We start from the raw sequence: 17,329 nt of genomic DNA on the forward strand, positions 1-17,329 counted from the left end.
GGCCGCGAGGTCCGGCTTCTTTTTTTGTCCCAATTCGAACTTCTCGATTAAATTTGGGTTTATTTCAAAATCAAAAAATCCATAATCCCAAATAAAATGAAACACATCAAACTCTTTACTCTTACAGCTTTTTTGGCTTTTGCATTCGCCTTTTCTGCTCTAGCCCAATTACAAACTCCTGCCTTGAGCCCTGCAGCGACCGTATCTCAGGTAGTTGGGTTTACTAAAATTAGTATTGATTACTCTTCACCTGCTGTCCGTGGCAGACAGATTTTTGGAGAGATAGAAAAATATGGTGTGACTTGGAGAGCAGGAGCTAATCTTCAGACTACCATCGAATTTAGCACTGATGTTTCAATAGCCGGTAAAAACGTTCGAGCTGGAAAGTATTCCATCTTTATTACCCCTGCCGAAACTGGAGATTGGACCGTACACATCAATAGCAAAGGTGTGTGGATTTACAATTACATGAAAGACGGAAAAATCGATGAGGAAGCTTTGGCTAAGGATGACCTAGTCTCTTTCAAAGCTACTACCGAAAGAGGTGGAAATACCGAGCGTTTGGTCTACACAATCTCTGCAAATGACAACAAAACCGCTTTGGTTTCTATGGCTTGGGAAGCAATCAAAATTACCTTCCCTGTAGATACACAAGTAGACCAGAAAATGGAGCAGTTCCAGAATCAGATCAAATAAGGAGTTTTAATTCCGATCAAAATCCCATCTAAAAAGATGGGATTTTTTATTTTCATTAAGGGTATTTTTAGCTTTACAAAAAAAGAAAAAGTCCATGTCTCCTATCCTTCCCCCTTCCGAGCTAGCATCCCTTTCCACCAATCCAAACTTCGTATTGGTTGATGCTAGAAATAGCGCCAACCCAAAGAAAATTTTTGAAGAAAGCCATTTGAAAGGAGCACGCTTTGTAGATCCAAATTTGGAATTAGCGGATATCAAAGAAAATCTGGCTGAAGGAGGTCGACATCCACTTCCAGAGGTGAAGGAGTTTTGTAAGGTTTTGGGAAAATTGGGAATTAGTCCGGATTCCCATGTGGTAGTTTATGATGATCAAAATGGAGCAAATTCAGCAGCTAGATTTTGGTGGATGCTTAGAGCCCTTGGTCATACCAAGATTCAAGTTCTGGAAGGGGGAATTCAAGCAGCAATTGCTGAGAATTTCCCTTTAGAAAAAGGAACATCTTCCAATAATCCAGTCGATTCCTATCCAGCATCCGAATGGACCCTTCCAATTGCCTCTATGGATGAAGTAGCTCAGAAAGCGGGAAATCCAGACTTCATGGTGATCGACGTTCGTTCAGCAGAAAGATATCGAGGAGAGCAGGAACCCATCGATTTGATACCAGGTCATATTCCAGGTGCCATTAATATTCCTTTGACTGAAAACATGGATGATAAGGGGCGCTTTCTTTCAAAAGACGCTTTGTACCAGAAATATTCGCCATTGCTTGAAAATAATGATCAAATCATTGTACACTGTGGATCGGGAGTATCCGCTTGCCATACTCTCCTTGCCATGGATTATGCAGGTTTGGAAATTCCTTCACTATATGTAGGTTCCTGGAGTGAATGGAGCCGAAACAATATGCCTATTGGAAAAACCAGCAACCGTGACCAATAAAAACACTACCCCCCGAGTCAAACGTCCACAAAGTCCATCAGAAGAATTGGCTAATACCTTTTCTCATGGGCTTGGCTTACTTTTAGGCCTAGTTGGAATTCCATTCTTGGTCAAAAAATCACTAGAGACTCGGGATATCAAGTTCATCATTGGAGCAATAGCTTTTAGCTTGGGAATCCTAATGGTCTACGCCTTTTCTACAGCTTATCATGCTGCAAAGAACCCTATTAAAAAGAATAGGCTTCAAATACTCGATCATGTATCGATTTACTTTTTGATCGCAGGTTCCTATACCCCCATGGTTTTGGCTATTCTGACCACTGACAAATCGATCATTTTCCTTTCCATCATTTGGGGGACGGTATTGGTAGGCACCTTCTTCAAAATATTTTTCACCGGAAGGTTCAAGACCCTATCAGTCATTCTTTACCTGACTATGGGATGGTTAGCGGTCTTTTTTTTCAATGATCTGCTGGAAAAGCTTTCAATGGAAACACTTTTCTGGATCGGAGCAGGAGGCTTAAGTTATACGATTGGGGTATTTTTCTATGTAAAAAGTGATCGACTGTTTTTTCATGCGATTTGGCATATATTTGTTTTGGGAGGGACAGTTAGTCACTTCATCGCCGTCTGGAATATTTTGAACTAAAAAAAGGCCCTGATCAATTTCAGAGCCTTTTTTGCCTTTTAAAATTCTCCCGAATTAACATCCTTGATAAACTTGATCACGCCCGGGAAAAAGTGCTCCGGATCATCATATTGACTTAAATGACTACCATTCGGGCAAAGTAAAAATCTCCCATTTGCCACCTCTTTCGACATCCATTCCATGTGATTTGGATCCATGGTATCGTGGGTTCCTCCTACTACCAAGGTGGGCACCGTGATCTCTTTCAACTGATCTCGAACGTCCCAGCCTTCTAGACTCGCCCCTGGAGTAATTCCGAATTCGCTGTGGCCTTGCATGTAGACATATACATTTGGGTTGACCTGTTCCAAGGTCTGATTAACATCTGCCGGCCATTCATCCAAAGGCATACGAAGGACATGCTCTGGATAGTGATGCTCCATCAAGAGTTCCATGTAACGGGGATTTTCGAAGTCCTGATTTTTTTCGATTTCCATCAATTCAGCAAAAACCTCATCTGGCATCTGTGGTCCCAAGACTTCCTTGGCATATTTTTCATACTCATCCAGACTCGACATCATATTGCAAATAATGAGACCTTTGAGTTTATCCTGATGGCGAAAAGCATACTCCATGGAGAGCATCCCTCCCCAAGATTGACCTAGGAGATAGAAATTATCTTTATCAAGCCCCAAAGCTTGCCGAACCTGCTCTACTTCATCGACAAATCGCTCAATAGTCCAAAGCGAAGAATCATCGGGCTGATCCGAATGAGCCGATCCCAATTGATCATACCAGATAAACTCAATTCCTTCCTGCGGGAAATACTCCTTAAAATTACCATACTGCAAATGGGACATTCCCGGTCCTCCATGAAGCAACAGCACCCTCATATCGGGGTTATCCCCTACTCGCTTTGTGAATACCTTGTACTCTCCCAAAGGTGTACTGATCGGAATCATTTTTACCCCATCCTGACTCATTGTCATTTCAGCAGTGTTTTCCAGCTCAGATTCTTCACTTGACCTTTCTGACTTGCAGGAAAGGAAAAGGAAGGTGATTAAAGAAAATGCTATCCAGTAGTTTTTCATTGGTGAATGTGATTTAATTGATCTTGGAAGGCTTTTTATCTGAGCCTAAATTACTTGGTTCTATTTCAAATGTAAAATCGCTTTCTATGAGCGAAATTTGAGTTTCCATGTTGAATTTAGCTTAAGAATTCGGTTTATCAATAAGCCTATTCGTATTCCTGACCGACTTAATTTAGTCTCGATTCTCTTTCATTTTTTATTTATGAATTTTGGGGCCCTAGAATCAAAAATCGAAAACCCTCAATATATTCGCCTGAATTTAACTTATATGACACAGGCAACCGCTTATCAGAAAATCCCCGGCATCCTGATGGCACTTTGTTCGGCCATATTTTGGGGTATTTCCGGCACCTGTGCACAGTTTCTTTTTGAGGAGAAAAACCTGGATCCTGCCTGGCTGGTTACTTGGCGATTGATCATCGGAGGGAGCATTTTGATTTTGTTTTCGCTGTCCCAAGAGCGGAAGGCTGCATTTTCAGTTTGGAAAAAACCTATCCATATTCTTCAAATTTTGCTCTTTGGGATTGTAGGCATGGTAGCCGTTCAGTTTACCTACTTCTACAGTATCTCCCTTTCCAATTCAGCCACCGCTACCATTCTTCAATACATTGGGCCTGTATTCGTGGTAGCTTTTTATGCTGTAAAAAACAGAACATGGCCCATCACAACAGAGTACTTAGCTTTAATTCTAGCGCTTTCAGGGATTTTCTTATTGGTTACTCACGGATCCTTTGATTTGCTTGTCATATCAAAAGATGCCCTCCTTTGGGGTATTTTGTCAGCCTTAGCCTTGGCTTTTTACACCATCCAACCAGTGGGACTTCTTAGGCTATTTTCACCTGCGGCCATTACCGGCTGGGGAATGCTGATTGGAGGAATTACTTTTTCGATTTTCACCCAACCATGGAGTCTTTCCGGACTTTGGGATGGAGAAACCTTACTCGCCTTTGCCTACATCATTTTATTCGGAACCGTACTTTCATTCTACTTCTTCTTAAGATCGGTTTCCATTATCGGTGCAACTACAGCCAGTCTACTTTGCAGCGTAGAACCCCTATCTGCAGCTTTGACGGCGGTATTTTGGCTAGAGGTAAGCTTCTTGGGAATTGATTGGATAGGCACTATCCTGATACTAATCACAGTCGCACTTCTCACTTGGAGCAAAAAAGAAAAAAAGACCAAGCCCATGGAAATATAGGCCTTTCGATGAAAGTCAGATTAGATTCGGAATGATTATCTACAATGATGCCTTAATGTTATTTTCTTTGTATTTCTAGTAGGAAGTTGGAAGAATGAAGAAAGAAGCTTCCAGATCCTGAACCTCACAGCTAATTCTAAACCGTTTACTTTTCTTATTGGTAGAAAAACAGATTTACCTTATAATTTTTGATTTCTAAAAACTCTACCTATTCGGTAGCAGGGTTTTCGGTAGGCCGAATCTCTAAAGTTCCTAAGGCAAATCGCATTTGCACTTCTTGGAAAAACAGGGTGTAAATCGCTTGAGCTTGGTCCGCTTTCGCAGCGACAAGAGTTTGATTGGCTGTCGCCAAATCCACAAAATTTGATAGTCCCAGTCGAAAGCGTTCATCTACAGCTATCTTCGCTTCTTCAGCGGCTTTGACTTGAACAGAGGTATTTGCCCTGCGCTTTAAGGCTGCTTGATAATTTTGCTGCGCCAATTGAATATCCTGGAAAATCCTGCGATCCAGTGCCTGTTCTTGCAGCTCCTGATTTTCTAAAGCCATTTTTGCACGGGTCACATCCAATCGAGTTTGCCAATTTGAGAAAATAGGAATATTGATGCTGAGACCCAATGTTCTTTGAGGGTAAATACGCCAAAGCTGTTCGGTAAATCCACGCTCATCCAATGAAGTGAAGAAGGTATTGTAATTGAAGAAGGCTGAGACCCTTGGGTAAAACATAGACTTGGCGGCCTGCATGTCTTTTTTGAAGGAATTGGAAAGTAATTGTTGCTGTTGGAAATCCCGTCGGTTAGCCATAGCCATTTCGTAGAGCGTATTGAGGGGTTGGCTTTCAAATTCACTTCCCCCTTCCCGTGGATTGACCGGTTCCAATCTTGCTGTGACGCCTGCTTGGAGCTGAAGGTATTCTGCTAGAGCCCAGCGGTCATTTTCCAATTGAATTTCGGCATCTACCAAGACCGATTCCAATCTTGCTACCTCAGATTGCTGATTGTACAAATCAGAAACAGTTCGGATCCCTGCATCCACAAAACCTGTAATTTGACGAAGCTGTTCCTGCTGATTTTCTAGGTTTTCTGTCGCAATTCGTACCAATTCCTCATCAAGCAATACCTGAAGGTAGCGTTGTGCGACATCAAATATGACTTGCTGCTTAGCTCTTTCCAAGCCCTTTTCTCCTGCCTCATAGGCCAACTTGGCGGACTGCGTATCCAAAATTCTCCTACCGGCATTGAATACCGGCATATTGACATTGAGTCCACCCGAGACAATATTATTCGTCACATTGGTCACAACGATTTCGCCTTCCACTTGCTGAAATTGCTGTCCTGACTGACTCAAGACATTCGAATTAATTCCTACACTTGGAAGATGGGAAAGCAGGGCTACTTGCTTTTCCTTTTGCAAAATCTCCAGATTATTCTCTTGGATGCGATACTCCAGATTGGCTTTCATTCCAAGCTCCACTGCCTTTGGAAAGTCCAAAAGCAAGGTATCCTGAGAAAACCCTGTCAAGGGAGTCAATACGAACCAAATGAATACAATGATTTGATTAAATTTTCTCATCACTTTCGATTTTTCCATCCAAAAGATTGATAAGTCGGGTACCATATTCTGCATTTTCACGGGCATGGGTCGCTTGAATGATCGTCGTTCCCTCTCGGTGCAATTCCTGAAAGACTTCCATGATTTCCTTCGCCTGAGCAGAATGAAGATTACCCGTTGGTTCGTCGGCCAGCAAAACCCGAGGTCTTCCTGCGATGGCTCTTGCGATACCTACCAACTGCTGCTGCCCACCACTGAGTTGTGCGGGAAATAGATCCTTTTTGGCTACCATGTTGAAACGGTCCAAAAGCTCTGCAATGATACTTTTCCGCTCGGAAGAGGAGACTTTCCGGTAGAGCAAGGGGGTTTCAATGTTTTCATAGACCGTCAATTCGTCGATCAGATGATAGGCTTGGAAGATGTAGCCAAACTCACTCTTATGAAGACTGGAGCGCTCACGCTCTTTCATGGAGCAAATATTTTTGTCCCCAAAAAAATAATCCCCGGCATAGTCTTCATCTAAGAGGCCTAGGATATTCAGAAGGGTGGATTTTCCGGCACCGGAGGGACCCATCAAGGTCACAAACTCCCCCTCATTTATTTCCAGATGAATACCCTTCAACAGAAAAATCCGCTGAAAACGGGACTCGATGTACTTATCTATTTCTTTTAACTGAATCATTATCGCAATTTATTTACATAGAAGTATTCCACTTCCATGCCATAAAAAATGCCTCTGAAAAAGCTTCAGAGGCATTTTTTTTAATTTTAACTTGTCAAAGTCTCGAACATTTTTGTCCGCCAGCGAACAATAACTATTCGTCTTTTAAAACTTCAGCAGGATTGGATGTGGAAGCCAAATATGAATGCACACCCACAATCAGCAAACAAAGTGTCAACAACATTCCTCCACCCAAGAAAAACTGAAAATAAGGCATGGCTATCCGGTAGGCATAGCTTTGCAGAAATTGCTTTGCTAGCCAATAGGTAGGCGCCGAAGCCAAAAGAAATGCGATTCCTGTCAAAATCAAGTATTCCTTACTGATCAAAGCCAGTAATTGGGGAATACTAGCACCTAATATCTTTCTCAAACTGATCTCTTTAAGACGTTGAGAAATGGTAAAACTAGAAAGCCCAAAGAGCCCCATTCCTGAAATGATAATGGCAAGAATGCTGGAAAAAGAAAGAACCTTTTGAATTCGCACATCTTCCTCATAAAACTGGGCGATCTCCTCATCCAAAAAGCGAAAATCCACCTCTTCGTAGGGATAAACACCCAAAAAGGACTCTTTCAGACTCTGAAGAGCAGATTCTAAATTGATTCCCTTTCCTAGCTTGATCGAAATCACATTGTAATAATCCGGATTTTGAAGAAATACCATGGGCATAATTTCTTCTTTCAATGATCTGGAATTGAAATCCTTCATAATACCCACTACAGATTTCGGCCCACCACCAATTGTGATCGAACTTCCTAAGATTTCCTGAGGGCTACTAATTCCAGCCTCTTTCATAAAGCTTTCATTGACCAAAACTTCTGTTCGGTTTTGTGTTAGATTTCTTCCTGAAAGGATTTCCACTCCATTGACTTGCACAAAAGAGGAATCTACATTTTTCACCTGGGTAAAGAACTCTGCCTCAGTAGTATCAACCGGCACACTTACATCAGAGGTCCAGATTCCGGAAGAAGAAATCGCATCTCCTCCCAAACTCGCTCCTTCTACAAAACTCATTTGGGACACTTGATCCTGATACAAAGAAGCTTTTTCAAAACCAGCCATAAATGGCAAGTAGGCATAAACCACGGCATCCTTGTCAAAGCCCACCGGCTGACTGCTGATGTATTTCAATTGAGAACCGATCACCATCACCAAAATCAAAAAGACCATGGAAACGGTAAATTGTAGGACCGTCAAATTCTTTCGCAAAAAGACTCCAAAAGAAAATTTTGAAGAACCCATTTTTTCGCCCTTTAGTGCTCGCTGAGGCTGATAATTTGCCAAAATCAAGGCCGGATAAACCCCTGAAATCAAGGTCAATACAATTCCAAAAAAGAATAAAAAGACCAGATTGTATGCTGCTAAATAAGGCACTGAAAAACCCTCAGGAAGATAGCTTTGAAAGGTCTTCAAGATCAAATCAGAGAACAAAAGACCGAGAAGGGTGGCTCCCAAAACCAATAAATAGGTTTCAGCCAAAAACTGAAACATAAGCTGTAACTTGTTTCCACCGAGTGTTTTGCGAATTCCTACTTCTTTGGCCCGACCAATTGCTTGTGCTGTTTCCAAATTGATGAAATTCAGACAGGCCAAAATCAGGATGATAGCACCGATGATCAATAAGCCTTTAATCAATTGTTTGGATGCTCCTGCTTCATTGATCAATCCATAGGAAAAATGCAGTTCGGATAAGGCTTCTACATCAAATGTGGTACTACCCTCCTCTTCATCCGCATAGTATTTTCCTGCTATTCCTTTGAGCCCCTGCTTCAGGCTAGCTGCGGTCGTTCCCAAACTAGACTTGAAAAAAAGCTGACTGCTTGAGTTGATATTGGTCCAGGAGTGGAGTCCGTACCAGTCTTCTTTTTCATTTTTTGCAATGGTAGAAAAAGAGATAAAATCCTGAAAAATAAAATCCGTATTCTCCTGGTAATCTTCCACTACTCCAACAACGGTCGCCATAATGGTATCCGCATCCACAAAGCGAAGTTCTCTTCCGATTACTTGGTCGATGGACTGGTTGGGAAAATAGGTCTGTAGACTTTTCTCAGAAATCACCACTTGATTGGGTTCCTTCAGGGCAGTTTCGGGATTTCCGGCAAGCCAAGTCCTTGGGAAAATCTTAAAAAAACCAGGATCAGCAAAAGTGATATAATCTTTCCTTCCAAAATTCTTATTTTCATCAGGGACACTTGCATGAGTTTCACCCAAGGTATAAATCTTACCTACCTGTTCTATTCCTGCTAATTCCTGATCAAGAACCTCTCCTAAAGGACCAGGGGCAGCAGGATAGCTGTACTTCATTTCACCATAATCATTCTCGGTGACAATACGATAGATCCGATCTCCATCCGGATGGAAATCATCAAAACTGTAAGCATGCCAGACGATATTAAAGATCAAAAAGCAGATTGCAATCCCCAGTGAAAGACCCAAAATATGGATTGTAGTTCTGACCTTATTGCGAAGGAGGTTTCTCCAGGCGATTTTGAAATAGTTTTTTAGCATGGTTTTGTTGGTTATTCTGATTTCAAAATTTTAGCCGGATTGACAAAAACGGTTCGAATCGTCAATACCAGCGCCGTACTAAAGAAAATGAGCAAAATAGACAGTACCGGCAGGGTATAAAACCACCAGCCTAAATCGATTCTTACCGGAAACTCCTGTAGCCATTCTGTAAAAAGAAAATAGGCCAAAGGAATACCCAATAAAAAACAAGCACCTAGCCAATAGAGATAATCCTTAGAAATCATTATTAGAATCGAAGAGGCAGAAGCTCCCAAGATTTTTCGGATACTTACTTCCTTCAGTCTGCTCAGGAGCACCTGAGAAGTCACACCGAATATTCCCATGATAGCAATGAAAATGGCCACCAAAGAAGCTAAAGCAAAAAGCTTCTGAAATTGGAGTTCCGCTTTGTACTGCTTATCGAAAAACTCGTCAAGGAAAAAATACTCAAATGGCGACTGTGGGAAATTAGCCTGAAAGGAGCTTTCAATTTTTTGTAAAAGGTTTTCCACTTCATCCAGTGACTTAACTTTCAGAATATAATAATTCAGGTCTCCAGGAGAATAATTTAGAACAACGGGGTCCAATGGAGAATTGACTGCCTCCTGATAGTAATCTTCTACCACTCCGACGATTCTTGCTTCACCGCGTCCTGAAATCAAACTTTTTCCCAAGGCATCTTCTGGATTATCCAGTCCAAGGCCTGCGAGAGCCCTTTGATTGATTATGGCTTCTTCTCCTTCTCCGATTGGATTAAATTGTCTTCCAGCTAATATTTTAAGATCAAAAAGTTTGAAGTACTCCTCTCCTACACTTAACATACTATACATGACGCCGCTCTTTTCCTTTCCCTCCAGATGAAAATCTTCCGTTTTCCAATAAATTTCATTTCCGGGAATCTCATTAGCTGCAGCAATGGATTGAACCTCTGGTAAGGCTCCTAAGGTGGCTTTCATTTTTTCTTGATAATTGCCACTCCCATCCACGAACAGCATGGGGGATCGAACGACTATTCTATTATCAAGCTCCAAACCTAAATCTCTGCTTCGCATGAAATCGATCTGCTTGTAGGTAGTCATTATCCCTGCTAGAATAACCAGACAAAAGACTAATTGAACAACCAAAAGTGGACTGCCAAATGCCTGTCGAAAAGAAAGTTTGCTTTCTCCCTTAATGGCTTTTTGGGCTGAGAATGAAGTCAAAAGCAAGGCAGGGTAAATACCTGAAATAAATGACCCAAGTACCCAAAAAGAAAGAATCCATCCTATATAATTACTCAACTGAAGGCTTTCTATCGGCAAACCCAAGTCCAAAACCTGATTGACCCAGTCACCAAAGCCAAAAATCAAAAAGCAGGCAATTAGAATTGCGATAAAATGACTTAGGTAGGACTCCATAAGAAACAACCTAATCAGTTGTATCCTTGAGCTTCCAGATACTTTTCTGACCCCTATTTCTTTGCTTCTGTTTTGAGCTTTGGAAGTAGCGATATTCATGGAATTCAGATACACCATGACCAACACAAAAAAGCCAATCCAAACGAAATAGCTAAGCTTTTTACCATCCACTCCTTGGTTGTACTCTCCGGAATAGGCAAGACTGTTATGGATATCATTTACGGCAATTAAATCCACATCCCATTCCGTACCGCTGGCTTGTAGCTGTTCTCCATGGTGGGTCTGAAGACTTGTATTTAATTGATCTGTAAGACTCTCCACGTTCGTCCCCGGTGCCAACTTCAAATAGGTATACTGATTGAGCCAGTCAAAGGAGTTGTCGATTTCGGAACCAATAAAATGATGGAGCGTAGTGTATGAAATCATCAATTCGGGCCTTAGATGCCGATTGGTGGGTAAATCCTGATAGACCCCTGCCACCTCAAATTCAACCGTTCCGTCGAAATTCGTACTGTTTATATCCAGGTTTTGTCCCACGGGGTCTTTGTCCCCAAAAATCTTTTTGGAAATACGCTCAGAGAGATAGACTTGAAGCGGCTGCCCCATTCCTTCTTCACTTCCTTGGGTCAGATTGATATCGAAAAATTCGAAATAGGCTTGATCGGTGATGAAAATCTGGTCTTCTCTAACGAAAGAATCACCCTGCCCTGCAATGACCTCTCCCATGATAATTACCCTGGAAAATTCCTCCACTTCTGCCAAATCTTCTTTGAAAATCATCCCCATGGCTGGAGCAGTGCGGGCGCTTTTGTCCATTTCCTTACCGGAAACTCGAGAATTTAAATTGACTCGATACAATTGGTCTGTTTGAGGTAAATCTTTATCAAAACTCTTCGAAAAATTTACATACAACGCAATCAGGAACACTGCGAAAAAACCGATCGTAAGCCCCCCTAGATTGATCATCGTGTCCACTCTACTTTTCAAAAGATTTCTCCAGGCAATTTTTAAATCATTTTTCCACATGGGCTTGAAAGTTTTATAGCGCTAAGGTTAGATAGTCTCGATACTTGATTTTACAATCTTTATTCCTTCTACTTGATACTTAGTACTTTTTACTTGCTACTTCATACTTGGTACTTTGTACTTTGTACTTCCTACATCATTCATCCTTCAGCGTCTTTACCGGATTGACCTGAGTCGCTCTAAAGGACTGGAGATAGACTATCAGTAGCGTGAAGCCGATTCCGCCCAAGCCCAGCAGTGTGAAACTGATCCAGGATGGCCAGGCTTTGACTGCAAACTGCTCAATCCAGCTTTGCATCAAATAAATACTCAGCGGCAAAGAAATCAGCAATCCAGCAAGGGTAATCAGAAGGTACTCTTTCCCAAACATCCAGGAAATACTCCAGCCTGAGGCGCCCAGTACTTTTCGGATTCCGATCTCCTTGGTTCTCCCAGCTATCGAAAGTGCCACCATGGCCAAAAGTCCCATGGATGCAATCAAAATCGCGATGCAGGAAGCGATAAATACCATTTTACCCAAACGCTCGTCTGCTCGATACTGAGATTCTACTGATTCGTCTAGAAATGTGAATTCGAAACTTTCACCCGGAAACACCTGATTCCATTCTTGCTCCAAGGCTGCCTTAAAGGAATCAAAATCCGAAGAACTAGCTTTCACCAATACTCGCGGATTGGTATTTGAGCGGATCATCAGATTGCTGATCCCACTAAAAACCGCCTCGGGTGTTTTCGCAAAGAGTATGGGCTCGATAGGCTGATACAAGGATGCATGATGAAAGTCCTTGACTACCCCTACAATCTGATGCGGAGCAAAACGGGTATTTGGTAAAAGTTCCTGCGTCGGGTCCTCCCAGTTAAAAGCTTCGGCAAATGCTTCATTGATCAAAAATGCACTTCTGTCCGCACCTATTTGGGGATTCAAAGCTCTTCCATCCACGATCTCCAAACCAAGAGCATCCAAGTAATCACCCCCAATAAAATTTACATAGAAATTAAATTGAGTTCCATCTTCCAAAGGAAAAGCCACCTCCCAGAATGCCTGATCTCCGTAGGTTCCAACAGTGATTCCTGCAGATGCTACCTCAGAGCGTGCAGCCAAGGCTTTTTGGTAGGTATCTGCTTGTTGAAAACTTCCTTTCAAAGAAGTCACAAAACTGGTTGACGGCACATCTGGAATATCAATCACCAAGACCTGATCTGTATCAAAACCTAGGTCATAATTACGAATCGTATTCATCTGATTGACCATAATCAGCGTAGCTGCAATCAGAAGAAAGGATATAAAAAACTGAAATCCAACCAGTCCTTTCCGAAGGTTTTGCTTTCCAAATCGGATAGAAAGAGAACCTTTCAATACTCGAATCGGTCGCATACTGGAAAGATAAAATGCGGGATATGCACCTGCTATTGCAGTAATTAAAAGGACTAAACCAATCAAGATGGCAATCTGCGCCAAGCCATAATTCAAGTCTAGTTGCTTTTCAAAAAGGGTATTGAAAGTCGGCAAAAGAAGTTCGGCTAGGATCACCCCTACAATGGCTGAAACTAGGGTGATCAGGAATGCTTCTGTCAAAAACTGGAAAGTCAATTGGGAATAATTAGCACCCATCGTTTTGCGGACTCCCACTTCCTTGGCCCGAGTAGTCGCGCGCCCAATTGCCATGGTGGTAAAGTTGATGCAAGCAATCAAGAGTACCAGAAAGGCTATGCCGGATAGAATCCAAAGCAAAGATTTTCGGGTGGTCTCCAAGCCTCCGTCACCCTGACTTTCAGAAAAGTGCATTCCGGCAATGGGATGAAAAGTGAAGTAAAACTCGCCGGGAGCATAATCCTCTCCTAGAGCGGATTTCATAACCGCATCCATTCGCTCATGAATTACATTGACATCTTCCGGGTTTCGAAGTTTGGCGATATTCTGTCCCCATACGCTGTACCAAGAGGTCATTCCCTCAGGGTCAGAGAAAAAGTCCATATTGGCAATAGGCATCAAGATTTCAAATTGAATAGAGGAATTGGCAGAAATATCTTTCAAAAGCCCTGATACCTGATACTCTTGGAAATCCTCTCCCATCTTGAGGCTTATACTTTTGCCGACGGGATTTTCACTTCCGAAATACTTTTCTGCGGTAGCTTCAGTGATGACGATTTCATACTTATCCCTCAGTTGTTGACTGATGTCCCCTTGGATCAATTCGAAGCCAAACATTTCCAGGAAATCCGGATGAACCAGCGAAAAGCTTTGATTTTCTTTGCTCTCATCAGGAAGTTTTGCCTGCACACCAGCAGTGATGTATCCGGTTATTTTTTCGATCTGAGGAAATTCTTCCCTGAAAGTAGACTCCACAATCATGGGTGAGGAGAAAGACTCAATCATCTCTCCATCCACTAGCTCATGACTTTGAATTCGATAGATTTTATCGCTCTCCGGATGAAATGAATCAAAACTCATTTCAAACTGAACAAAGAAGAAAACCAAAATCCCAACACCCAAAGCGATGGATAATCCAATCAAATTGATTCCCGTGTGAAACTTATGCTTCAGTAGATTTCTTAGAGCTATTTTAAAGTAGTTTTTCCACATACCGTTAGAAGGTTTTTAAGATTCACTTTTCACAATTTACTTCTTACCAATTACTTCGTACTTCCTTCTTCCTACTCCCCTATCGCTACTCACTCTTGAGGATTTTTGCAGGATTCACAAGGGAAGCTTTGATTGCTTGAGAACTTACCGTGAGTAAGGCAATGAGCATAGTCAGGCCTCCTGTCCAGATAAATACTCCCCAATTCAAGCTGGTGCGATAAGCAAACGTATTCAGCCAGTCACTCATAAAATACCAGGTTATAGGAATCCCGATTAGTATGGAAATCAGCACCAATCGAGTAAACTCTGTAGAGACTAAAGTCACCAAACTAGCTACAGAGGCTCCCATTACTTTACGCACAGATATTTCCTTTTTTCTTCGCTCGGCTATAAAAGTGGCTAAGCCAAATAATCCCATACAAGAAATAATCACAGCCAATCCAGTGAAAATACTAGTGAGGTTGGCAGTACGCTCTTGAGCCTGAAACTTTCGTGCATGCTCCTGATCCACAAAACTGTATTCAAAAGGAGATTCTGGATTGAACTTGTTAAAAACAGCTTCTGCCTCAGCCAGATTTCTTGAGAGATCCTCTCCGTCTGCAAAGCGAATATGGATAAAATTCAAATCCCGCTCGGGACCAATGACCACGATAGGCTTTACTTCTTCAAATGGAGAGTCCATAATATAATCTTTGACTACTCCCACCACAGTAAAATTATAGCCATCATCCTCGATCACCTGACCAATGGGGTCTTCAAAACCCATAATCGCTACTGTTTTTTCATTGATCAATACTGAAAGACTATCCATAGCATATGTGTAAATATCTATATCTCTTCCCGCGATCAGTTCCATTCCTGCTGTTTTCACCAAGTCCGCATCTGATCCCATTCGGCTGATACTAGGTTTGAAGCCAGGGTCTTTGCCCTGCCAATTCATTTCATTCGAATCGCTATAAATATTGGTTAGAGGAGAAAACGTATAGCTAACTGAAGTCACTCCAGGCAAGGCTAACAACTCGTTTCTGAGTGCGGCCTTATTATTCCTTATGTTTTGGGTCACAGGGTGAAAAATCAAATTATCCTTGTTCAACCCAATGTCCCGATTCTGAACGAAATTCATTTGATCTCTAACGATCCAGACGCTGGAAATCAAAATTACAACCACAGCAAACTGAAAGACAACCAAAACTTCTCTTGGCTTCACACCAAAACTCCTTGATTTATTCATTTGCGACTTAAGTGCAATTGCTGGACGATACGAGCTCATCAAAAATGCAGGGTAGCTTCCAGCCAAAATCCCAATCACCAAAACATAAGCCATAGATATCATCCAGAAAAATGGCTGGGTCATCGGGTTTTGCAAATCCCTACCAATGAGTCCATTAAACCACGGGAATGCTAGGGAAACCAAAACTAAGGCCACCAAATATGCAGCAACAGCAATCAAGGTGGATTCTGCTAAAAATTGCCCAATAAGCATCTCGCGACCAGCACCAGAAAGTTTTCGGATGCCAACTTCTTTGGATCGCTTATCGCTTTGGGCGGTGCTGAGATTGACAAAATTGATTCCAGCGATCAGTAAAACCAAAACTGAAACAATTCCAAACATTCTGATCAGTTCGATTTTACCACCAACAGACTTCCCATTTTCAAATTTGGAATACAAATGAAGATCGGCAACGGGAAAAAGGAAGTCGGAGATATCATCGTATACAGAGTTTTTGGCAGTAAAACCTTGAAACTTCTCGTTAAAATCCGGCAATGAAGAACCTTCTTTCAGCATCGCGAATGTGCGCATGGAGTTATTGCCCCAAAAGTCCCCCAGCCAACCCATTTGATCCAGTTTTTTCATAGAAAAAAATGTGGTGAATGGAAAATTAGTGTTCTCAGGCAGGTCCTTGATAATAGCTTTTACCTCCAGATCCATTTGTTTCTCAACAGTGACTGTTTCACCCATAGCAGACTCATTGCCAAATAACTTACGAGCCACAGACTCGGTCAACACCACGCTTTCAGGCTCTTCCATGGCACTCACAGGATCACCAGCTATCACTTCGAAACTGAACATCTTGAAAAAACCGGGATCGGTAAAGGTTGATTCTTCATAGAAACTAGTTTCCCCCACAGTCAATAATTGAGGGTCCCATTCGGTAATCCTTGCTACTTCCTCCACTTCAGGATATTGTTCTTTTAGTGTGGGGCCATAGGGTGCAGGAGTATAATCCCAAGTGAATATTTCCCCCTGCATTTCAGAATTTCTCCAAACTGCATAAACGCGACCTGAATTTTCATGGTATCGATCTACCGAAAGTTCAAATTGAACCCAGATCAAGATCAGGATGGAAGCTGCCATGCCAATACCCAGTCCAAAAATATTGATCAGCGCATATCCCTTACTCCTTTGGATATTTCTCCAAGCTATTTTAAAGTAGTTTTTCCACATACCGTTGGAAGGTTTATAAGTTTGAAGGTTGGAATCTTAAATAGAGACTAGCTAAAACTCTTAATCTCATTTTCTAGCTCAACCATCTTATTTCTTATCTCTTGACTATAATTTTTTACTTCTGATCACTTACTTCTTACTTCACTTTTCCCTTTTCCCCCTCTCAACCTCCTACTTCCTACTCTATTCCCCTACTCACTTTTCAGAGTTTTCGCAGGATTAATCAAGGCCGCCTTCGTGGCCTGAGTACTAATGGTAAATAAGGCAACGACTATCGCACTCAAAGCCGCAAGCACAAAAACCCACCAATCCAATTCAATCTGATAAGCAAAATCGTTGACCCATTCTTTTACCACAAACCAGGAGATAGGAACGGCAATGAGTATGGATATTAAAATCAGTTTGATAAAATCTCCAGAAATTAAGGAGACTACCCCTAAAACGCTGGCGCCCAACACTTTTCTGATACCAATTTCCTTCACACGCTGTTCGGTGGCGAAAGAAACCAGACCAAACAAACCCAAACAGGAAACTAAAATAGATAGCCCGG

At 41.9% G+C, this 17,329-nt stretch carries 12 protein-coding genes; 4 read left to right on the forward strand and 8 right to left on the reverse strand.

Features of this window, described 5'->3' with window-relative positions; all coding sequences use genetic code 11:
* The first annotated feature begins 96 nt into the window (after window positions 1-96).
* From OU792_RS14465 to trhA, 3 genes are all read left to right on the forward strand, one after another.
* Window positions 97-696, forward strand: coding sequence for a DUF2911 domain-containing protein (locus OU792_RS14465; protein ID WP_134202532.1), 600 nt, complete (start codon window positions 97-99; stop codon window positions 694-696).
* Between the two features lie 94 nt (window positions 697-790).
* Entirely contained in the window at window positions 791-1,636 is an 846-nt protein-coding gene (locus OU792_RS14470; protein WP_134202531.1) for a sulfurtransferase, read from the forward strand.
* On the forward strand, window positions 1,608-2,285 hold the full coding sequence (trhA, locus tag OU792_RS14475) for a PAQR family membrane homeostasis protein TrhA (RefSeq protein ID WP_274670545.1): 678 nt from the start codon (window positions 1,608-1,610) through the stop codon (window positions 2,283-2,285). The genes OU792_RS14470 and trhA overlap by 29 nt, the downstream gene beginning before the upstream one ends.
* A gap of 38 nt (window positions 2,286-2,323) precedes the next feature.
* Here the strand turns inward: trhA and OU792_RS14480 are convergent, their stop codons facing one another.
* The gene (locus OU792_RS14480) at window positions 2,324-3,355 is read right to left on the reverse strand and encodes a proline iminopeptidase-family hydrolase (protein WP_134202529.1); all 1,032 of its coding nucleotides are present in this window, start codon (window positions 3,353-3,355) and stop codon (window positions 2,324-2,326) included.
* A 268-nt stretch (window positions 3,356-3,623) separates the two neighbouring features.
* On the opposite strand from OU792_RS14480, the gene OU792_RS14485 reads away from it, so the two are divergent.
* Window positions 3,624-4,553: an EamA family transporter gene (locus OU792_RS14485; protein ID WP_134202528.1), complete on the forward strand. Its 930-nt coding sequence runs from the start codon at window positions 3,624-3,626 to the stop codon at window positions 4,551-4,553.
* A gap of 208 nt (window positions 4,554-4,761) precedes the next feature.
* On the opposite strand, the gene OU792_RS14490 is transcribed toward OU792_RS14485, so the two are convergent.
* The 7 genes from OU792_RS14490 to OU792_RS14520 all read right to left on the reverse strand — a co-directional run.
* The gene (locus OU792_RS14490; protein WP_274670546.1) at window positions 4,762-6,123 is read right to left on the reverse strand and encodes a TolC family protein; all 1,362 of its coding nucleotides are present in this window, start codon (window positions 6,121-6,123) and stop codon (window positions 4,762-4,764) included.
* A complete protein-coding gene (locus OU792_RS14495) occupies window positions 6,110-6,784 on the reverse strand; it encodes an ABC transporter ATP-binding protein (protein WP_134202526.1) in 675 nt (224 codons plus the stop codon). Before OU792_RS14495 ends, OU792_RS14490 begins: the two co-directional genes overlap by 14 nt.
* 133 nt (window positions 6,785-6,917) lie before the next feature.
* A complete protein-coding gene (locus OU792_RS14500) occupies window positions 6,918-9,329 on the reverse strand; it encodes an ABC transporter permease (RefSeq protein WP_274670547.1) in 2,412 nt (803 codons plus the stop codon).
* Between the two features lie 11 nt (window positions 9,330-9,340).
* Window positions 9,341-11,752, reverse strand: a complete 2,412-nt coding sequence (locus OU792_RS14505; protein WP_274670548.1) for an ABC transporter permease — start codon at window positions 11,750-11,752, stop codon at window positions 9,341-9,343.
* 136 nt (window positions 11,753-11,888) lie between these two features.
* Window positions 11,889-14,333: an FtsX-like permease family protein gene (locus OU792_RS14510; RefSeq protein ID WP_274670549.1), complete on the reverse strand. Its 2,445-nt coding sequence runs from the start codon at window positions 14,331-14,333 to the stop codon at window positions 11,889-11,891.
* An 85-nt stretch (window positions 14,334-14,418) separates the two neighbouring features.
* Entirely contained in the window at window positions 14,419-16,779 is a 2,361-nt protein-coding gene (locus OU792_RS14515) for an ABC transporter permease (RefSeq protein WP_274670550.1), read from the reverse strand.
* 191 nt (window positions 16,780-16,970) lie between these two features.
* Window positions 16,971-17,329: ABC transporter permease (locus OU792_RS14520; protein WP_342453739.1), on the reverse strand; the 359-nt coding region annotated here is incomplete at its 5' end.

The sequence above is a fragment of the Algoriphagus sp. NF genome (assembly GCF_028823735.1).
Lineage (GTDB): Bacteria > Bacteroidota > Bacteroidia > Cytophagales > Cyclobacteriaceae > Algoriphagus > Algoriphagus marincola.